This is a genomic window from Streptomyces sp. G7(2002) (assembly GCF_028870195.1).
GTDB classification, from domain to species: Bacteria; Actinomycetota; Actinomycetes; order Streptomycetales; family Streptomycetaceae; genus Streptomyces; species Streptomyces nigrescens.
Genome location: NZ_CP102609.1, coordinates 9,115,538 through 9,134,963 on the forward strand (window position 1 = coordinate 9,115,538; position 19,426 = coordinate 9,134,963).

Sequence of the window (19,426 nt, forward strand, 5' to 3'; positions counted from 1 at the left end):
CCGTCCACTAGGAGAGGAGGCCCGCAGTGGCCCGTACCCCCGCCGAACTGGCAGGGGCGCACCCCGGCGCGTCGTTCGAGATCACGATGGACGGCCGTCCGGTCCCCGCTCTTCCCGGCCAGTCCGTCGCCGCCGCCCTGTGGTCCGCCGGCATCCTCGCCTGGCGCACCACCCGCACCACCGGCCGCCCGAGGGGCGCCTTCTGCGGCATCGGACAGTGCTACGACTGCCTCGCCACCATCAACGGGGAGCCCAACCGCAGGGCCTGTCTGGTGCCCGCCCGCCCCGGCGACGTGATCACCACCCAGGAGGGACACGGCCATGCCCGCATCGGCGTCTGACCCGTACGACCTCGCGGTGATCGGAGCGGGCTGCGCCGGTCTCGCCGGCGCCGTCGCGGCCGCCGGACACGGCCTGTCCGTAGCCCTGCTGGACGCCTCGCCGCAGACCGGCGGGCAGTTCTACCGGCATCCGGCGCCGGCCCTCGGCGCGGCCCGGCCCGAGGCGCTGCACCATGACTGGCCGGCCTTCGCCGCACTGCGCCGCCGGCTGGAGCGGAGCGACGTCCGCCAGCTGTCCGGGCACCACGTCTGGGCCGTCACGAAGGAGGACGGTGACCTGTGGGCGGTGCACGCCGCCACCGGGGCCGACGGCGCCGACGAGCGGCCGGTGCGGGTGCGGGCCCGTGCGGTTCTGCTCGCGACCGGCGCGTATGAACGTCAACTCCCCTTCCCCGGCTGGACCTTGCCCGGGGTCGTGGGTGCCGGGGGAGCGCAGGCCATGCTCAAGTCCGGCCTGGTGCTGCCCGGCCGGCGCATCGTCGTGGCGGGCAGCGGCCCCCTGCTCCTCGCGGTCGCCTCCTCGCTGGCCGCCGCCGGTGCGCAGGTCCCCGCCGTGATCGAGGCATCCGGCTATCAGGGATACGCACGCCATCCCCGTGCGCTCGCGGCCAACCCGCGGAAACTCGCCGAGGCGGCGGTGCACGGTGCCGCTCTGCTGCGGCACCGGGTACGGCTGCGCACCCGCAGCGCGGTCACCGAGGTGCACGGCACCGACCGGGTCTCGGCCGTCACCGTCACCCGGCTCGACCGCGACTGGCGGCCCGTACGGGGGACGGGCCGGCGGATCACATGCGACGCGCTCGCGGTGGGACACGGCCTCGTCCCGCAGATCGAACTGGCCACCGCACTCGGCTGCGCCACCCGCACCACCGCGGACGGGACCTTGGCCCTGGCCCTGGACGGCCTTCAGGAGACCTCGGTACGCGGTCTGTGGGCGGCGGGGGAGACCGGGGGGGTGGGCGGCGCAGAACTCGCCCGCGCGGAAGGGGAGCTGGCCGGGCTGGCGGCAGCCGTCAGACTCCACGGGCACCCCGTCCACGGAGGGCGTGTGCGGGAGCTGCGGCGCCGGCGGGACCGGATGCGTGCCTTCGCCGAGGCGATGGCCGTCAGTCACGCACCGGCGGCGGGCTGGACGGGCTGGCTGACCGACGACACGGATGTCTGCCGCTGCGAGGAGGTGACCGCCGGAAGGATCCGCGAGGCAGTCACCGACCTCGGCGCCCGTGACGCACACACCGTCAAACTCCTCACCAGGGCCGGTATGGGCTGGTGTCAGGGGCGGATGTGCGGGACGGCCGCAGCGTGCCTGGCGGCAGGCGGAGGAGCTGCGGAACCACCCGCCGAACGCCGCCCGTTCGCGGTGCCCGTGCCGCTCTCGGCGCTCGCCTCGCCCGACGAACCCACCGGGAGCCGGCCGGACGCCGCCCCGCCCGTCGACGACTGACCCGCGGGCCGCCCTTGTGGGTGCCGCGGACGGCCCAATGAAATGTCACACACCATAGAAGGGTTCACTGGTATGACCACCCTCACCTGGAACAGCATCCGCCCCTGGCGCGGGATCATGGTCGCCACGGCGCTGCCCCTGCGCGACGATCTCTCCGTCGACCACGACGCCTACGCCCGGCACGTCCGGTGGCTGATCGAGCAGGGCTGCGACGGTGTCGTACCGAACGGCTCGCTCGGCGAGTACCAGACCCTCACCGACGAGGAGCGGGCCCGCGTGGTGCGGACCGCGGTCGAAGCGGCGGGCGACGGTGCGCGGGTCATGCCCGGCGTCGCCGCCTACGGCAGCGCCGAGGCCCGGCGCTGGGCGGAGCAGGCGGCCGAAGCGGGCTGCGGCTCGGTCCTCCTGCTGCCCCCCAACGCCTACCGCGCCGACGAACGGGCCGTCCGCGCCCACTACACCGAGGTCGCAAAGGCGGGAGTGCCGGTCGTCGCGTACAACAACCCCCTCGACACCAAGGTGGATCTGACACCCGGACTGCTGGCCCGGCTGCACCAGGACGGCAGCGTCGTCGCGGTCAAGGAATTCTCCGGCGATGTACGGCGCGCCTACGAGATCGCCGAACTCGCCCCGGAACTCGACCTGTTGATCGGCGCGGACGATGTCCTGCTCGAACTCGCCGTGGCCGGTGCGGTCGGCTGGATCGCCGGATACCCCAACGCCTTCCCCGCCACCTGCGCCGAGCTGTACCACGCCGCCGTCGCCGGTGACCTGGAGACCGCCCTGCCGCTCTACAAGTCCCTGCACGCGCTGCTGCGCTGGGATTCGAAGACGGAGTTCGTCCAGTGCATCAAGCTGTCCATGGACCTCGTCGGCCGCCGCGGTGGCCCCGCCCGCCCGCCGCGCTCCCCGCTCACGGGCGAGATCGAGGCCGAGGTCCGGGCCGCCACCGAGAAGGCCCGGGCCGCCGGACACCACTGACCGCATCCGTGCCGCTTCGAAAGGACTCATGGTGCGTACGCGTCATGTCTTCCACGCCGTCGACTCGCACACCGAGGGCATGCCCACGCGCGTGATCACGGGGGGCGTCGGTGTGATCCCCGGCGCCACCATGGCCGAGCGCAGGCTCCACTTCATCGAGCACCTCGACCATCTCAGGACCCTCCTGATGTACGAGCCGCGCGGGCACTCCGCCATGAGCGGCGCCATCCTCCAGCCGCCCACCCGCGCCGACGCCGACTTCGGCGTCCTCTACATCGAGGTCTCCGGCCTGCTGCCGATGTGCGGGCACGGCACCATCGGGGTCGCCACCGTCCTCGTCGAGTCCGGCATGGTGCCGGTGACCGAGCCGGTCACCCCCGTCCGGCTCGACACCCCGGCCGGCCTGGTCTCCGTCGACGTACACGTGGCGGACGGGGTGGCGAAATCGGTCACCCTCACCAATGTGCCCGCCTTCTGCGCCGCCCTGGACCGCACGGTGGAGGTCCCGGGGTACGGGAGGGTCACCTACGACCTCGCCTTCGGCGGCAATTTCTACGCCTTCGTCGAACTCGACGCGCTGGGGCTGCCGTTCGACCGGGCCCGCAAGGACGACCTGCTGGCCGCCGGACTGGCCGTCATGGCGGCGATCAACGCGTCGCCGGACCGCCCCGTCCACCCCGAGCAACCGGAGATCGCCGGGGTCAAGCATGTCTATCTGACCGCTCCCGGCTCGGACGCCCGCCACTCGCGGCATGCGATGGCGATCCACCCGGGCTGGTTCGACCGCTCGCCCTGCGGCACCGGCACCTCGGCACGGATGGCACAGCTGCACGCCCGCGGTGAACTGCCCCTGGACCGCGACTTCGTCAACGAGTCCTTCATCGGCACCCGCTTCACCGGCCGGCTCGTCGCCGAGACGGAGGTCGGCGGGCTGCCCGCCGTGGTACCGACCGTCACCGGCCGCGCCTGGATCACCGGCACCGCCCAGTACTTCCTCGACCCGGACGACCCCTTCCCCGGAGGCTTCCTCCTGTGACCACCGCCGTCTCCTCCGTCACCTCCCGCAACCCGGCCGACCCTTCCGATGTGCTGGTGTCGTTCCCGGCGCCCGGGGCCTTCGCCGCGGTGGCTGCCGTCGAGCGGGCCCGTGCGGCCCAGCCCAACTGGTCGACCGGCGGTGCCGCCGCCCGTTCGTCCGCCCTGGGCGCGGTCGCCGCCGCCCTCGAAGCCGCCGCGGACGAACTGACCGCGCTCGCCGTACGCGAAGTGGGCAAGCCGCTCACCGAGGCGCGCGCCGAGGTCGCCAGAACCGTCGCGATCTGGCGCTACTATGCCCAGGCCCCCTACGAACCCCTCGGCGCCGTGCACGAAACCGCCGCCGGCCCGGGGCTGCTGCTGACCCGCCGCCGTCCCTACGGAGTCGCCGGCCTCCTCACCCCGTGGAACTTCCCGTTCGCCATTCCGAGCTGGAAGGCCGCCCCGGCGCTCGCCGCGGGCAACACGGTAGTCCTCAAACCCGCCCCCGAGGCGACGGCCTGCGCCCGGCGCCTCGCCGCCCTCGTCGAGCAGGCCCTGCCGGCCGGGGTGTTCACCGTGCTGCCCGGCGGAGCGACCGAGGGCAACGCACTCGTCTCCGCCGCCGATGTCGTCTCCTTCACCGGGTCGACGGCCGTCGGCCGGGCGGTCGTGCATACGGCCACGGCCCGGGGCATCCCCGTCCAGGCCGAGATGGGGGGCCTGAACGCGGCCCTGGTCCTCCCGGACGCGGACATCGAACAGGCCGCGCTCCACATCGCGGCCGCGATCGCCGGATACGCGGGCCAGAAGTGCACCGCCACCAGTCGCGTGATCGCGGTCGGCGCGGCCCTCGACCCCCTGCGGGAGGCGCTCCCGGAAGCCCTGCGCGCAGTGGCCGTCGGTGACCCGGCCGACGCCTCCACCGTGTGCGGGCCGCTCATCAACGAGCCCGCACGCGACCGGGTCAGCAGAGCCTGGGACGGGCTCTCGGTCCTCGCGGGCGGCACCGTGCCCGGCCTTCCCGGCTGGTATGCGGCCCCGACCCTGGTCGAGAAGGTGCCACCGGACCACCCACTGCTGCGCGAGGAGGTCTTCGGACCGGTCGCGGCGCTACTGCCCGCCGACGACCTGGCCCACGCGGTCCGGATCACCAACTCGGTCCCGTACGGCCTGGTCACCTCGGTCCACTCGGCCGGCCTGGACCCGGTCCTGCACGGGCTCGACCGGCTCGACACCGGAATGATCAGGGTCAACGCCCCCTCCACCGGAGTCGACTTCCATCTGCCGTTCGGCGGCGCCAAGGAATCCGGCCACGGACCGCGGGAACAGGGCCGCGCCGCCCTGGAGTTCTACACCTCCAGCCGGACATACACCCTGTCACCTGCGGAAACAATGTGAAATTGTATGCTGGTGATCCGCTCCGGCATGAAGGGATCACCACCGTTATGGGGCACCTGAAGCACCGCGATCTCAACGCCACCCGGGAGCGGCTGCGCGACCAGGTCGCCCACGCCCTGCGAGCCGCCCTGATCTCCGGGGAACTGCGGCCGGGGGAGGTGTACTCGGCGCCGGTCCTGGCCGAGGACTTCGGGATCTCGGCCACGCCCGTGCGCGAGGCGATGCTCGACCTGGCGCGCGAGGGCCTGGTCGAGCCCGTCCGCAACAAGGGCTTCCGGGTCACCGAAGTCAACGAGCACGACCTCGACCAGTACACCGAGATCCGCGCGCTCATCGAGATCCCCATGATCGGCCGGATCACCCGCACCGCCGCCCGTGAGGAGCTGGAGGCGCTGCGGCCGGTCGCCGAGGAGATCGTGCGCGCCGCGCGCGACCACGACCTCATCGGCTACCTGGAGGCCGACCGGCAGTTCCACCTCGAACTGCTCGGCCTCAGTGGCAACGACCGCCTCGTCGAGACCGTCGGTGAGCTGCGCAAGCGCTCGCGCCTGTACGGGCTCACCGGCCTGGACGAGCGGGGCGAGCTGATCCCGTCGGCCGAGGAACACCTCGAACTCCTCGACCTCATGCTGGCGGGCAACGCGAAGGGCGCCGAGAAGTGCATGGCCAAGCACCTGGGCCATGTCCGCTCGCTCTGGGCCAGGAGCGGAACCGCGGCGAAATCCGGTAGGTAGCGGCGGCCCGGCCGGAGCGCGGCCCACTGAGGCGAGCCCCCTTCGCTGACGTGACGTGGGGAGGGGGCTCCCCGCCGACGACGGGCCGCACCCTGCCTGTGTCATGCAATGTCACACTTCATCCTGCCCTCGGGCTGTGAAAGGGACCGACCCATGAACCCCGCCTACACCACCGTCGATCACGTCTTCACCGTTCCCCTGGACCACTCCGCCCCCGACGGGGAGGACATACAGGTTTTCGCCCGCGAGGTCGTCGACCCGGCCCGCGCGGGCGAGCGGCTGCCCTGGCTGCTGTATCTGCAAGGCGGTCCGGGCGGCAAATCCCCCCGCCCGTCGCACGGTTCACCCGGCTGGCTGGACCAGGCGCTCACGACCCACCGGGTGCTCCTGCTCGACCAGCGCGGCACCGGCCGTTCCACCCCGGTCACCGCCCGAGCCGCCGCCCGCTTCGCTTCCCCCGCCCAACTCGCCGCGTACCTGGGCCACTTCCGCGCCGACTCGATAGTGGCCGACGCCGAACTGATCCGCCGGCAACTCTGCCAGGACGAACCCTGGGAGACGCTCGGCCAGAGCTACGGCGGCTTCCTCACCCTCACCTACCTCTCCCGCGCCCCCGAGGGCCTGCGGGCCTGCTACGTGACCGGTGGTCTGCCCGGTCTCACCGCCACCGCCGACGACGTCTACGCCCGTACCTACCCCCGGGTGCAAGACCGCGTCCTCGACTTCTACGCCCGCTACCCGGACGACGCCGCCCGCCTCCGCAGGATTGCCGATCTCCTAGCGACCACCGAAGTCCGACTGCCCGACGGGGACCGGCTCACCGTCCGCCGGCTGCGCACCCTCGGCCTCGCCCTCGGCATGGGCGACGGCTTCGAACGGCTCCACTGGCTGCTCGATGAATCCCTGGACACCGACGGCGAGTTGACCGACACCTTCCTCCACCAGGTGCGGAACCTGACCGGCTTCACCGACAATCCCCTCTACGCCGTGCTGCAGGAGACGCTCTACGGGCAGGGCGCCGGCCCGACCGACTGGGCAGCCTCCCGGGCACTCGAAGGCTTCACCGCCTTCACCGAGGAGGCGGACCCCCTCCTCCTCACCGGAGAAATGATCTACCCCTGGATGTTCCGGGAGATCACCGGCCTGCGGCCCTTCGCGGACGCCGCCGACCTGCTGGCCGCACGCGCCGACTGGCCGCCGCTGTACGACCCCCACCGCCTCGCCGCCAACCAGGTCCCGCTCGCCGCGATCGTCTACCACGACGACATGTACGTCGATGCCGGGCTCTCCCTGCGCACCGCGCGCGAGGTCGGCGCCACCCGCGTCTGGGTCACCAATGAGTGGGAGCACGACGGGGTCTCCGCCTCCGGCGGCCGGGTCCTGTCCCGCCTGATGGACCTGGCCGCAGGCCGCGCGTAACACCTCCCGCCCGCTGCTCCCTCCCCCCACTGCCTCCGATGGGAGAGCCATGTCCGCCCTGCCGACCCGCCTGCGGCCCCTCGCCGCGGCCTTCGCCCTCGTCACCTGTCTCGCCACCCCGGCCATCTCGACCGCCACTGCCCGGCCCAACTCACCGGCCCCTGCCGCTGATTGCGCCCTCCCCGGCAAGACCGGCTGGACGGACGAGGGCCACGACACCGACGGAACCCGCTTCCAGCGCCCCGGCGGCACCCACCGCGTCCTGACCCTGTTCGTGGACTTCCCCGACGCCCGGGCCACCGACTCCACGGACGCGTACGCCACCCACCTCGCCCCGGCCGCCGACTGGATGCGCCGAGCCAGCTACGGCCGCTCCCGGCTCGCCCTCACCTCGTTGCACCGCTGGATCAGGATGCCCGCGGACTCCACCTCATACGGCTTCGAGCGGGACCTCACCTTCGAGGCCCACGAGAAGTACCTGCGCGATGCGATCACCGCCGCCGACCCCCACGCGGACCTTTCCCGGTACGACATGGTCTACGTCGTCCCCACGAAGGCGGCGGCCGCGATCACCTTCTCCCCGACCTACCTCTACGACCCGGCCACACCCGGCGTCACCGCCGACGGCCGCCGCATCAAGTGGGCCGTCACCTTCGGGCAGGACATGTGGCGCTGGGGACACAAGGTCGCCGCCCACGAGACCGGTCACACCTTCGGCCTCCCCGACCTGTATTCCTTCACCGGCTCCACCCACCGGTACGCCGGCGGCTGGGACGTCATGGGCAACATCGCGGGAGCCGCCCCGCAGTACCTCGGCTGGCACTCGTGGAAGCTCGGCTGGACCCGCGACCACCAGGTCGCCTGCCTGCCGGGGACCGGGCGCCGTACGGTACGGCTGTCCCCGGTGGAGCGCCCCGGCGGCACCAAGCTCGCCGTCCTGCGCACCGGCGAGACCACGGCGTATGTCGCCGAATCCCGCCGCCCCGAGGGCAACGATCAGCATGCCTGCTCCACCGGCGTCCTCCTCTACAAGGTCGATTCCGCCACCCCGACCGGCGAGGGCCCCGTCAGGATCCTCAACGCCCACCCGGCCACCACCCCGCCCACCGGCTGCACCCAGCTGGACATGGCCGCCTACACGCCCGGCCAGACCTTCACCGACCCGGACACCGGAGTCCGGATCGATGTCCTCACGGGCGACACGGGAGGGGACACGGTGCGTCTGAGCAAGGGGTGACCGTCAGGGGCCGTTCCTCGCCGCGGACTGATCACTGGCCGGCGGGGCCAAGTAGTCTGCAACCGGTGCTCGACCGGCCCGTTCAGCTCGGTGCACTCACAGAACAGGCTCGGTGCACCCGCAGAAGGTGGTGACGGCGACGTGGTGAGAGGGCGGGAGTCTGCTACATGACCAGCACAGTGATCACGCTGCCGCAAGGGGGCGCTCGGTGAACACATCCGTGATGCTCCACGCGGCCGCAACGCCCACCGCGCCCGCGCTCGTTCTTCGCCCCTGGTGCCTGGAGGACGTCGACGCGGTCGTCGAGGCGTACCGGGACCCCACTCTGGGGCGCTGGACCAGCTCGCGTCCGGAAAACGAGGCCGGAGGAGTGGAGTGGATACAGGCCCAGCAGCGAGGCTGGGCAGTGGGAGACCAGCTCGGCTTCGCCGTCCTGGAAGCCCAATCCGATACCACCGCCCCACAGTTGGTGGGCAACGTCGTGCTCAAGGACATCGCTCCCGGCAAACCGTCTGCCGAAGCCGGCTACTGGACACTGGCACACGCACGCGGCCGAGGCATCGCCTCCCGTGCGCTGGAGACGCTCACCACCTGGGCCTTCGAGACCTTCCGCGCCGAGGGGCTGGAAGTCATGGAACTCCTGCACCAGGCGGACAACGTCGCATCGTGCCGCGTCGCACAAAAGAGCCGCTTCGAGTTCGCACGGACCCTGCCCGCGGCACCGCCGTTGTACCCCCTTGACAGCCATCTGCACCTACGGCACGCGAGTCCATGACGACCGCGGCCCGGGCATGACGGCTAGTTCACTTCGGCTGCCTCCGCCGCTTCGGCCCCTCAACTGCCAAGCAGCACACTCGCCCACTGTTCTTCACGCTGCTCGATGTATGCGGCGTCACTTCGCCACACATCGCCGTGACCCTCCGCCCACAGGGTCGCCCAGGGCTGCTTGCCCAGAGCGGTCTGATCCCGCAGGAAGTCATGCATGGCGCGCGTGCGACGCCCCAGCAGGGGGACCAGCTGACGCCGCTCGGCCTCGTCGAGTCCATAGGCATCGGCGAAGATCCGCAGCCGCTCTCCGGCATCGGTGCGCTGCCGGCCGGGATGCGCCGACAGCGGGATGAAGCCGTGCACGGCATACGCGACATCCCACAGCCGGGATCCCGGGGCGGCCGTGTCCCAGTCGATGAAGGCCCACTCGTCGTCCTCGCCGACCACGAGATTCCATGGGGCCAGGTCCTGATGGGCGATGATCTCGCTTCCCTCGGCGGGGAGGAGCACCTGCCACTGCGGGTCGGGTGGTGGGGTGAAGTCCTGCACCGCATCGTGGAATTCCCTGATGAGACGTGCCACGCGGGCCAGCCGCTCAGCGGGCTCCAGCAGGGAGAACCGGTCGGGCCAGACCACGCTGCCCGGCACGAAGGTCAGCACCTCACGGCCCTGATCGTCGATGCCGAGGGGGCGAGGAGCAGCACGGAAACCCCCCTCATACAGATGCGTGAGCAGCGCGTGCACCGCAGGGGTCCACGGCCCCGCGGGACGGCGGACGGTATCCCCGACACGGACGACGCCATCGCTGACGTTCCCACCGGTCAACGGTTGCTCTTCCTCGTGCGTCACAGCCCCGGCCTGACCGACCGCCCCAGCCGCGATCACCTCAATTACGGCGACCGGGGCAGGAGTTCCAAGGAAAGGGAAGAGGCGGGGACAAGGACAGGGCCAGGGACAGGGTCAGGGACCTACACACTGTCCGCCTCGAAGTGAATCAGAGGCTTGATGATGCCCCCCTCTTTCAACGCCATCATCCGGAAGGCCTGTTCGATCTCGTCGAAGCTGAATTCGTGCGTGGTCATCGGTGTGGGGTCGACCTTCCCCGTCTCCATCAACCGGAAGATCCGCCGAAGCCACCCGCGCCCTCCGCGGTTGAACCCGCCGTACACCTGCTTGTCCGACATGCCGTATCCGAACGGCTCCAGGGGGATCTTCAGCGGCTCTCGCACCTCACCGTGGTACCCGACGTTGGAAATCCGCCCTCCCGGCTTCGTGACCCGGAAGGCCGCCTCCCAGGTCTGGGGAGCGCCGAGCGCCTCGATCGCCGCGTCGACTCCCTGACCGTCCGTCAGCTCCAGGATCCGCTCGACCGGATCGCACCGGGTATGGTCGACGATCAGATCGGCGCCGAAGCGGCGGGCGAGTTCCTGACGGGCGGGAACCGACTCGACGGCAATGATCAGGCCGGCGCCGAGCAGCCGGCACCCGATCGTCGCCGACAGTCCCACCGCGCCCTGCGCGAAGATCGCGACGGTCTCGCCCAGTTCGAGTTCCGCGTGTTCGGCCGCGACGAACCCGGTGGAGAGCATGTCGGTGGCGTACAGCGCCTGGTGGTCGGAGAGCTCTTCAGGAATCGGTGCGAGATTGGCCTCGGCGTTGTTGACGAGAAAGTACTGGGCCAGGGTCCCGTCACGCTGATTGGTGAACCGGGCGCCGCCCAGCATCTGTCCGCGGCATTGCGAGGAGAACCCGCGCTGGCAGGACTCGCACTGGAAGCAGGGCGTGATCCCGGCAGCCGCGACGCGCTGGCCTTCGGTCAGTCCCTCGACGGCCGAGCCGAGCGCATGGACGACACCGACCGCCTCGTGCCCCAGCGTCACATCCGGAGCAACCGGAATCACGCCCCTCATGACGTGCACATCGGTGGTGCACACCAAGGCCGCGGTGGTACGCACGACCACGTCATTGGGACCGGGTTCGGGGACCGGCTTCTCGATGACGCCGACCTCGCCGACCTTCCGGAGAACAAAAGCTCTCACCTGCGATTACCTGCCGTTCGATGCGGGAGTGCGAGGAGACCGTCAGCCGGCAAGGTCGGTCCATTCGGAGGTCTCGGAGGTCTCGGGGGCCTCGGCGGGATCGATGCCGTGTGCGTGGATCCGTCGGCGGATGCGCAGCCGGCAGAGCCTCACCGGGCCTTGTACGAGTGGGTGCCCAGTGTGATCGCGGTGAGTTGGACGCTCAGGATGACCTGCTCGGCAGGACCTGCCAGGTCACGGTGGCGAGGAGGCCGAGGATTCCGGTGTGCGCGGCGGCGGAGTGGTGCGAGTGGCTCATGCCATCGCCATTCCCACAGACGAGGTCTGGCGAGGGTCGTCGCGTCATCTTCCGCCCGTTCGGCCGACACTGCGCGCCCATGTGTTGGGGCCTGGCACCCCGAGTCGAGCCGTCCGCAGGCAGGGAGGGGCGCCCAGGCTCGATCGCGACCGGGCCAGCCTCCTCCGCGACCGGGCTAGCCTCCTCGCATGGGCATGGACATCACGGTCCTGGTCGTCGACTGGGCGCACCTCATGGAGATCGCACCGGACGACCGGCTCGAAGTGCTGCAGGAGTCGGCGTACGCGGATGACGAAAGCGATGAGGCCGACGCGGGTTGGGTGTGGCCGGCCGAGCCGGACAGGGCCTGGCTGGGCCGGTACGAGTTCGGCGGCACCCTCGGCTCGTACAAGCCGCACTTCTGGCTCGTCCAGGCGTGGGAGGACGTCCGGGGCGCCGCCGGGACCACGCTGCGTACGGCGCTGGACGACTTCCTGACGGCTCTGCTGTGGTCGGGCCCTGAGGTCGAGAGCGACGCCGAGCACGTGGACGCCGGCGTCTTCCCTTCCGAGGACGGCCTGTGGCGACCGGGTCCGCTCATCGCCCGCGGCCCCCGGACCGTGGCCGGTCTGCACCGTTGTTGGCAGAAGGCTGCCCCCGCCCTGCCGCAACTGCGCGAACCGTACGCACACCACGCGGCATGCCCAGGGCGGTGGATCGCGGACTTCGAGGAGTTCACCGAGCTGCTGTCCGGCTGGGCCGAAGTGGTCGGCGAAGCCCAACAACGCCGGTGGGGACTGGTCGGGCTTCCCCTCTGAAACACACCGGCGGACCGCTTCCCATCGCGGTGGAGGAGCTTGGGGAGACGCGGGCAGTCGCCCACCACAGCCAGGCTGTCGGCACCTTCACGCAGACGCGCTGAGTACGGAGTGCCCGGCGGCAGCCAGGGGGTGGAGGATCACAGCACGGCGACATGCGTCACCTGACGGGGTGCCCGCGCCAGGCACGTGCGAGCCAGGTCCTCCACGGTGACGGGTCGGGCCTGCCCGCCGACTGGGATTGACCGGATTGACCAGATCCGAGGTAGGCGGGGCCTCCGTCCGGGAGACCCGCCTACCTCGGATCGGGGTGATCAGAAGCGCACGGTGCGGTCCCGGGTGACCGTCGGAACGGCGAGCAAGGCATCGAACGCCTCAGGGACCGGGGTGCTCAGGGCGGAGCTCTGGCTCCGGATGCTGTTGAGCAGCGGTGCCCCCTGGGTGTCGCGCGGTGCGTCGCGCAGGTCGGTCAACGTGATCCGGTCGGCGAGGCCCGCGTCGGTGAGGGCCGCCTCGACACTGCCGGGCTCGGCCGGCTGAAGGTGGGCTTCGGCGAGGGTGAAGCCGACCGCGGCGCTCTGGTCGGGGTACATCTCCGGCACATGGTCGGCGGTATGGACGAAGGCCACTGTGCGGTAGTCCTCGCCCAGCATCCGGTGCAGGTGCTGGCCCATGGTCAGTGCGGTGAGGCCGCCGTCGAACTCAAGCGTCGTCTTGTGGATGTGACTGTTGTGCGCGGCGAGGACGATCCGGGCCCCCGGTTCGGCGTGATCCAGATGCCAGCGCACCGATTCGGCCATGTAGATCTCCCGGACCGACAGGTCCGCCGCCAGGCCCCGGCCGGACAGCAGGGCGTTCATGGCCTGGAACATGTAGTCGGTGTGACAGGCCGCTTCCACTCTGCGCCGGGCGATATCGAAGTGGCGCTGGCTGCTACGGGAGACGTAAAGCGGTTCGGCGGCGCGCAGCCGTAACAACAGCCGCGCCAGTACGGCGGTCAGCTCGTTCTGCTCGGCGGCCTCCAGACCGGCCCATCTGGGCGCGGCCGCAGCGCCGGAGCCGCTGCCCTTGAGGAACCGGTCGCTTACCTCCAGGGCCGTATCGACGAGGCGGAGCGCGTCGGGGTCGACCTCATGCAGGTAGTCGGCCACCGGCTCCAGGGCAGGCCGCAGTGTGCCGCCGGCTTCCGGAACGTCGATGCCGGCGAAGCGCAACGGATACCCGCTGGTGCGGTTGTGGCGGCGTAGCCAGTGCATGAGGTCCGAAGCGCCCCACTCGGCGGCGGCCCGGCTCACCTTCGCGAGGTCGCCGTCCTCTCCGTCGCCCTGCAGCCACCTGTCGAGCGGGAAGGCTTCGCTGAAGCCGAACTCGAAGGCGAATACGGTGAATCCGCAGCGTTCGGCGAGATAGCGCAGCACCCGCTGGCGAGCACACGAGAACTCTTCGACGAAGTGGGCGCCCTCACCGATCGCGACCACACGGGCATCGCCGACGATCTCCCTGAGCGCTTCGAGGTCGTCGAGGGGCTGCTGCGGATCAAGGGTGGTCAGGGTGGTGGAGTGCTCGCGGAACCAATCGGCAAGCACGGTTCGGGAAGAAGACTGAACAGGCATAGATGGAGCTCATTTCTCGGCTCGGAGGTTCAGGGCACAGCGCTCGTCCGCACATGGCGGACGCAGTGAAGTGACGATGCGCAGACGCAGACGCAGACGCAGACACAACCGGCGCCGGGCCGTTGGGTCAACGGCGCGCCGCGTCTGCCGACGAACCCCCGTCAGAGGAAATTGCTGACTATTGCCATGGTGGAAAGCTAGCTGCGGGTGCCGTACACGCGCACGCGAATATTCCGGCGCAGCCCAACTCCCGGCCGACTGTGCGCGTACGGGCGCTTCCCCTGGCCTGCGCCTCAACTCGCCCGAGCTGGGCGCGGCCTTCCTCGGCGGAACGACGCTGGCCTCACTCGCAGCCGCCGGCCGTGTGCAGGAACTCCGGCCCGATGCTCTGACGCACGGAGCGTCCTCACCCCTGCTCGTCGAGCATGAAGGATCCGTACTCGGGTTTCCCGGCGCGTTCGTAGGTGCAGTACTGCACACCCACGCCGGTGGGGCGGGATTCCGTGAGCGTCCAGGCAGAGGGCGCGGCACCCTCGCTGAAGAGTCGCTTGCCGGTGCCGAGGATGAGGGGATTGACGAGCAGCCGGTACTCGTCGACGAGGTCGTGCTGCTGCAGGGTGCGGATGAGGTCGCTGCTGCCCTGTGTCATGATCACGCCGTCGAGCTGCTCCTTGAGCTGTGCGACGGAGTCTGCGGCCTCGCCCTTCAGGAGATGGGAGTTGTGCCACTCCAGGCTGTTCCGGGTGCGCGAGGCGACGTACTTGGGCATGGCATTGAGCTTCACCGCGATCGGGTCGTTCTGGTCGGTGACGCGGGGCCAATGGGCGGCGAAGATGTCATAGGTCTTCCGGCCGAGCAGGAGATGGTCGGTCCGCTCGAAGACCCCCTGGATGAGTTCCAGGAAGTCGTCGTCGACATACGGGACCTGCCAGCCGCCGTGCTCGAAGCCCGCATCGACGTCCTCGCTCGGGCCGCCGGGGGCCTGCATGACGCCGTCCAGGGTGACGAACGCGGTGACGATCAGCTTGCTCATGACGCTGCCTTTCGGGTGCGGAGACTGCCTGCACCCGTATTGACTCCCGGACCGGCGAGAACTCATCGCCCGACGCGCGAGCGGCCGGTCTTGGGCTCATTCCGTGACCGGAGTCCCGCCGTGCGGGCCCTGACCCGCGGCTGAGCGGAGTCGGACCGCTTCGGCCCGGCAGGCGGCGCGCTGACCAGCAGCGGAATCAGTCAGGTGGCTCGCGTAGGTGAGCTCGCAGCAGACCCCGAGCGGGCCCCTGCGCCCTGACCTGTGGCGAGGATGGCCGCGCTGGCACCGGCACCGGCGCTGGCACCGGCACCGGACCGGCGCCGTGCGGCGGGTGGCACCCGCACTCCGACCTGCGCGATTGAAGTGCGTTCAATCGCGCGATCCAATGCGTGATTGGGGTAGGGTTCTTATTGGAGGTGGACTCTGTGTCCAAGGAGAACGAGCTGTTCAGTGCTGTCGATGCACTGCTGGAGCAGGTTGCACAGGATGACCTGCCGGGTCCTGCTGAGCGCAAGAGGCTGCGTGAGGCGGCGGGGCTGAGTCAGGCTCAGATCGCCACCGCGCTCAACGCCCGGCGTGAGGCGGTGGGCAACTGGGAGGCCGGCCGGACCGAGCCGCGGCCCCCGAAGCGCGCCGCCTACGCCCGGCTTCTGGAGGGCCTCGCCGCCCGCTTCCCCGCTCCCGACACCGCCGCCCTGGCGCCGACCGAGGCCTCGGCCACGCCCACCGGCGCGCCCACCGCCCCGGAGCCGGTGGCCGTGCCCGACGCCCCGGAAGCGGGGAACGCGTCCACGGGCCGGGGCGATGAGCCTGATGCCATGACTGCTCCGGCGAGCACGAACCGCTCCGTTCCGACCATGGCGAAGGCGCCGGCCGCCCGTTCGGCGAGCCCCAAGCCGTCGACGTCGTCGCCGCGCCCGGCGGTGAAGAAGGCCACCCACAAGCTCGCCGCGGCGCCGGTCGCTGTCGACGAGCGGTTCGCGAACGGCCCGCTGGGCGTATTGGACGGCGACGGCTCGCTGTACTGCGTCGGCGGTCTGGTGCTGGACTGCCCTGCCAAGACGGTCCCGGTCCTGGTCGACTGGACCTTGTCGGAGGGGCAGTTGGGCGCGCCCCGGCTGCACCCGTCGGGCAAGGACGCCGACCCGCTGATCGTGCTCACCGCTGCGGCCGCCGAGCGCCTCGGGCTGCCGGAGCGCTTGGAGGACAGGCGAGGGCTGCGGCTGCCGGAGGACCACCAGGTCGTCAAGCAGCTCGCCCGCGCGAAGTGGCAGCTGACCAAGCGCGGGTTCGGGCCGTGGGCCCGCATCTACCGGCCCGCCGAGGGCGGCAGGCGCCAGTGCGTACAGCTCGCGGTGCTGCCCTGGGGGGCGCTCGATTCCCGTTCGTGGGGGAGTACTGACGAGCTGGAGCCTGCCGACATCGCCCGCGTGCTCGGCACCTACGCCTCGCGCGTCATCACCCCGCGCGGCTCGACCGCCGTCTCCGGCCTGGAGGCGATGACCGCGCTGCGCCCGCCGACCCGCGCGGTCAAGGACGAGAAGACCGGCAGCTGGGTGTCCGGCCCGATGCCCGGTTCGCTGACCGAGCCGGTCGACCCGGCTCCGGCAGAGGCCCCGGACGAGCACCCGGTCGTCGCCGCCCTCTACCCCCGCGCCCACCAGCGCACCCCGTCCGAGGTCCTGGACGAGGAGGCGTACGAGTGGATCCGTGACCCGCAGCTGCTCACCGACGCCGAGTGCACCCGCAGCTACGCGGTCGGCATCGACGTCAACACCGCCTTCCTCGCCGCCGCCAACCGCCTGGTTGTCGGCCTCTCAGCGCCGGTCCACGTCAGGGCGCCGGCCTTCGACAAGAAGACGCCGGGCGCGTGGCTGGTGGACCTGTCCGGCATCGAGCTCGACCCGCGTCTGCCGTCGCCGTTCACCCCGCACGGCGCCCGGCCCGAGGGCCCGGCCTGGTATGCCACGCCCACCGTCGCCTACGCCCAGGAGCTCATTGACACCTACCGCCTGCCGGCCCGGATCCGGCCGCTGGAGGCGTGGATCCGCACCGAGTCCGGCCCGTACCTGGACCCCTGGTACAAGCGCATCGGCGAGGCGTACAAGGCGACCATGGCCGATCTCGGGGTCACCTCCGATCTGCCGGAGCCCGAGTTCCTGGAAGCCATGGCCCGCCACAAGCAGGAGGACCCGGCGCTCGCCGCAGTGCTCTCCGCCGTCAAGTCGACGGTCAAGGGCGGTATCGGCAAGCTCCGCGAGCGGCCCAAGAGCATCAAGCACCAGTACGGCGAGCGGTGGCCGGCACTGGAGCGCCCGACCTGGCGCCCCGACATCCGCGCCGCCGTCATCTCCGCCGCCCGGGTCAACATGCACCGCAAGATCCTCAAGACGGCGCTGGCCACCCAGCAGGCTCCGGCACCGTCAGGGAACCTGATGCTCAGCCAGGACGCCCTGCTCCCCATCGCGCTGCTGTCCGACTGCGCCGTGTACCTCTCCGACGGCCCCGGCCCGCTGGATTTCCTGCCGCACACCGCGGACGGCAAGCCGGCCCCCGGCAGCTTCCGGCTCGGCGTCTCGCCCGGCATGGTCAAGCACGAGGGCACCCAGGAGCTGCTGTGGGCCGTGCAGATGCTCGATGAAGGCCACAACCCCGCCCGCCACATCAAGGGCACCGACGCCGCACTCGACGGAGAGTAGGAACACCTCGTGGGCATCCTCGGCGACAGCCTGGAGAAGGCAGCGGCCGCCACCGCCACCCGGCCGATCCCGAAGTCGGCCGGTGCGCAGATGCGGTTCCTGGTCAAGCAGCACAAGGGCTCCACCAAGGCCGTCGCGCAGCTCCTGGGCGTCAGCCAACGCACGGTGGAGCGCTATGTCAAAGACCAGATCAAGCGGCCCCGCCGCGAGCTCGCGGCCCGCATGGAGCGCGAGGTCCGCCGGCGCTGGCAGCCGAAGGTGCGTCAAAAGGCCCAGCAGCGCGCCGCGTCCACCGATGGAATCACCATCGAGACACGCGCACGGTTCGGATTCACCGCAGCTCCCGGCTCGACGGACGACGGACGGATCCGGCTGATCACCCAGCACCTCCCGCCCGCCTACGCCGCCCGGCTCTTCACCGCCCAGGCCTCCGGCGCCACCGAGCAACAGCTCCAGAACATCGCCGCCGAGGGCCTGCAGGAGATCTACTTCAAGGACCGCGGCCGCCGCGCCGACGGCCTCCTGGTCGAGTTCAGCGACATCGACTATGTGGAGCTCGACTTCTGAAGTCGGCGCAGGCGGGGTGAGAGCCTGGAGCCGATGAGCCGAAGCACGATAGCTGTCACCAAGGCAGGCTGTTGCCGTCATCAGGGCGGAATTCCGGACAGGGCGCGGACAAGGCGCGCGGGCCGGAAGCTGTGCCAGAACCCGTGATTCGTGACGTCTGCGACAGTGGGCCGGACGGTAGAGCAAGTGCGGCTCCCGGCAGTCACCTGAAACGCATCAGATTCCCGCTTCCGCAACCCACTTCGATGCCCCGGCGTCCAACTCCATGACGGACGGCTGCCGATCACCCAGGAGGGCACATGGCGAAGAAGGACCGGACGACGGACGCGGCGAGGGAGAAGGACCGCGAAAAGTGGATGGCGCGTTTCCAGGTACGGCTGGTCATGCAGCCGGGCGTGGACCGGGCAGTCGTGCTCCAGGCGGTCAAGGATGTCACGGCGCACTGCGCGGATACGGGAGAGCACCCGCGGGATGCCTTCGGCGACCCGGACGCCCATGCCGTGCAGGCCGCCGCGCGGCTGGTGCCGGCGGACCGGGCGGCGCGCGCGAGGCGCCACGACGCCGTGGTGGACACGCTCGGCTCCGTGTTGAAGAGGGCCGGAGACGTCGCCGGTCTGTGACCGGTTCAAGCGACTTCCGTCATGGCCCGGCGCACGGGTTCTGACACAGCTTCTCCCCGCCGGGGCTGCCGGGCAGCTCAGGCGATCGGCGAAGCGCCGGAGCCAGTGAGACCGATCCTGCTTCGCGCGCTGCTGGTGACAGACAGCGCGCCGCCCCGGGTGACAACCATCGTGCTTCGCCCGGTCGAAGCCGCAGGTGCAGGTGCAGGTCAGCCGGCGCCGCAGACGGCACCTACCGTGCTTCGGCTCATCCGACGATGGAGCCGAAGCGCGACAGCTGACACCGCATCAGGCGTGCTGCCGCCAGGCGGCGTCCCGCGCTTCGGCGACTCACACCTCACGGCTGATGCCGGCGACTCGGCCCGCCGGATGCTGCTCGCACACTGCCCCCAGCACCGTCCAGTGCGCGGTGCGCTCGGCA

General features: G+C 70.9%; 17 protein-coding genes. 13 read left to right on the forward strand and 4 right to left on the reverse strand.

Going from position 1 to position 19,426, the window contains the following annotated elements; translation table 11 throughout:
• Positions 1-26 precede the first annotated feature (26 nt).
• The 9 genes from NUT86_RS39305 to NUT86_RS39345 all read left to right on the forward strand — a co-directional run bounded on the left by NUT86_RS39305 (position 27) and on the right by NUT86_RS39345 (position 9,346).
• Positions 27-341 carry a (2Fe-2S)-binding protein gene (locus NUT86_RS39305; protein WP_018091458.1) on the forward strand — a complete coding sequence of 105 codons (315 nt, stop codon included), beginning with the start codon at positions 27-29 and terminating at the stop codon, positions 339-341.
• Complete coding sequence (locus NUT86_RS39310) at positions 322-1,785, forward strand: FAD/NAD(P)-dependent oxidoreductase (RefSeq protein ID WP_274740187.1); 1,464 nt, start codon at positions 322-324, stop codon at positions 1,783-1,785. The genes NUT86_RS39305 and NUT86_RS39310 overlap by 20 nt, the downstream gene beginning before the upstream one ends.
• A 72-nt stretch (positions 1,786-1,857) precedes the next feature.
• The gene (locus NUT86_RS39315) at positions 1,858-2,766 is read left to right on the forward strand and encodes a dihydrodipicolinate synthase family protein (RefSeq protein ID WP_274740188.1); all 909 of its coding nucleotides are present in this window, start codon (positions 1,858-1,860) and stop codon (positions 2,764-2,766) included.
• 31 nt (positions 2,767-2,797) lie between these two features.
• The gene (locus NUT86_RS39320; protein WP_274740753.1) at positions 2,798-3,802 is read left to right on the forward strand and encodes a proline racemase family protein; all 1,005 of its coding nucleotides are present in this window, start codon (positions 2,798-2,800) and stop codon (positions 3,800-3,802) included.
• Entirely contained in the window at positions 3,799-5,181 is a 1,383-nt protein-coding gene (locus NUT86_RS39325; RefSeq protein WP_159483695.1) for an aldehyde dehydrogenase family protein, read from the forward strand. Before NUT86_RS39320 ends, NUT86_RS39325 begins: the two co-directional genes overlap by 4 nt.
• Positions 5,182-5,228: 47 nt before the next feature.
• Positions 5,229-5,915, forward strand: a complete 687-nt coding sequence (locus NUT86_RS39330) for a GntR family transcriptional regulator (protein ID WP_018091453.1) — start codon at positions 5,229-5,231, stop codon at positions 5,913-5,915.
• 153 nt (positions 5,916-6,068) lie between these two features.
• On the forward strand, positions 6,069-7,334 hold the full coding sequence (locus NUT86_RS39335) for an alpha/beta fold hydrolase (protein WP_266440323.1): 1,266 nt from the start codon (positions 6,069-6,071) through the stop codon (positions 7,332-7,334).
• Between the two features lie 49 nt (positions 7,335-7,383).
• Positions 7,384-8,571 (forward strand): M6 family metalloprotease domain-containing protein, encoded by a 1,188-nt coding sequence (locus tag NUT86_RS39340; RefSeq protein WP_274740189.1) that lies wholly within the window; start codon positions 7,384-7,386, stop codon positions 8,569-8,571.
• Between the two features lie 208 nt (positions 8,572-8,779).
• A complete protein-coding gene (locus tag NUT86_RS39345) occupies positions 8,780-9,346 on the forward strand; it encodes a GNAT family N-acetyltransferase (RefSeq protein WP_274740190.1) in 567 nt (188 codons plus the stop codon).
• Between the two features lie 59 nt (positions 9,347-9,405).
• On the opposite strand, the gene NUT86_RS39350 is transcribed toward NUT86_RS39345, so the two are convergent.
• Together NUT86_RS39350 and NUT86_RS39355 are read right to left on the reverse strand one after the other, a co-directional pair.
• Positions 9,406-10,164, reverse strand: coding sequence for a phosphotransferase enzyme family protein (locus NUT86_RS39350; protein WP_274740191.1), 759 nt, complete (start codon positions 10,162-10,164; stop codon positions 9,406-9,408).
• Positions 10,165-10,307: 143 nt separating this feature from the next.
• The gene (locus NUT86_RS39355; RefSeq protein WP_018091448.1) at positions 10,308-11,378 is read right to left on the reverse strand and encodes a zinc-binding dehydrogenase; all 1,071 of its coding nucleotides are present in this window, start codon (positions 11,376-11,378) and stop codon (positions 10,308-10,310) included.
• Positions 11,379-11,864: 486 nt separating this feature from the next.
• Between NUT86_RS39355 and NUT86_RS39360 the strand changes: the two genes are divergently transcribed.
• Positions 11,865-12,473 carry a hypothetical protein gene (locus NUT86_RS39360; RefSeq protein ID WP_018091445.1) on the forward strand — a complete coding sequence of 203 codons (609 nt, stop codon included), beginning with the start codon at positions 11,865-11,867 and terminating at the stop codon, positions 12,471-12,473.
• A gap of 314 nt (positions 12,474-12,787) precedes the next feature.
• Here the strand turns inward: NUT86_RS39360 and NUT86_RS39365 are convergent, their stop codons facing one another.
• Positions 12,788-14,059, reverse strand: coding sequence for an erythromycin esterase family protein (locus NUT86_RS39365; protein WP_274740192.1), 1,272 nt, complete (start codon positions 14,057-14,059; stop codon positions 12,788-12,790).
• 433 nt (positions 14,060-14,492) lie between these two features.
• Complete coding sequence (locus tag NUT86_RS39370) at positions 14,493-15,119, reverse strand: dihydrofolate reductase family protein (RefSeq protein WP_148589399.1); 627 nt, start codon at positions 15,117-15,119, stop codon at positions 14,493-14,495.
• Positions 15,120-15,544: 425 nt separating this feature from the next.
• Between NUT86_RS39370 and tap the strand changes: the two genes are divergently transcribed.
• The 3 genes from tap (at position 15,545) to NUT86_RS39385 (ending at position 19,005) form a co-directional block, all read left to right on the forward strand.
• On the forward strand, positions 15,545-17,818 hold the full coding sequence (tap, locus tag NUT86_RS39375; RefSeq protein ID WP_274740194.1) for a telomere-associated protein Tap: 2,274 nt from the start codon (positions 15,545-15,547) through the stop codon (positions 17,816-17,818).
• A 9-nt stretch (positions 17,819-17,827) separates the two neighbouring features.
• A complete protein-coding gene (gene tpg / locus NUT86_RS39380) occupies positions 17,828-18,385 on the forward strand; it encodes a telomere-protecting terminal protein Tpg (RefSeq protein ID WP_018091441.1) in 558 nt (185 codons plus the stop codon).
• Between the two features lie 299 nt (positions 18,386-18,684).
• On the forward strand, positions 18,685-19,005 hold the full coding sequence (locus tag NUT86_RS39385) for a hypothetical protein (protein WP_159483677.1): 321 nt from the start codon (positions 18,685-18,687) through the stop codon (positions 19,003-19,005).
• The last annotated feature ends 421 nt before the right edge of the window (positions 19,006-19,426 follow it).

What these genes read in the sequence shown, in the direction of transcription:
- NUT86_RS39310 (WP_274740187.1), top strand. Translation starts at nt 322, where the DNA reads ATGCCCGCATCGGCGTCTGACCCGTACGACCTCGCGGTGATCGGAGCG.
- NUT86_RS39315 (WP_274740188.1), top strand. Translation starts at nt 1,858, where the DNA reads ATGACCACCCTCACCTGGAACAGCATCCGCCCCTGGCGCGGGATCATG.
- NUT86_RS39330 (WP_018091453.1), top strand. Translation starts at nt 5,229, where the DNA reads ATGGGGCACCTGAAGCACCGCGATCTCAACGCCACCCGGGAGCGGCTG.
- NUT86_RS39335 (WP_266440323.1), top strand. Translation starts at nt 6,069, where the DNA reads ATGAACCCCGCCTACACCACCGTCGATCACGTCTTCACCGTTCCCCTG.
- NUT86_RS39340 (WP_274740189.1), top strand. Translation starts at nt 7,384, where the DNA reads ATGTCCGCCCTGCCGACCCGCCTGCGGCCCCTCGCCGCGGCCTTCGCC.
- NUT86_RS39360 (WP_018091445.1), top strand. Translation starts at nt 11,865, where the DNA reads ATGGGCATGGACATCACGGTCCTGGTCGTCGACTGGGCGCACCTCATG.
- NUT86_RS39370 (WP_148589399.1), bottom strand. Translation starts at nt 15,119, where the DNA reads ATGAGCAAGCTGATCGTCACCGCGTTCGTCACCCTGGACGGCGTCATG.
- NUT86_RS39385 (WP_159483677.1), top strand. Translation starts at nt 18,685, where the DNA reads ATGGCGAAGAAGGACCGGACGACGGACGCGGCGAGGGAGAAGGACCGC.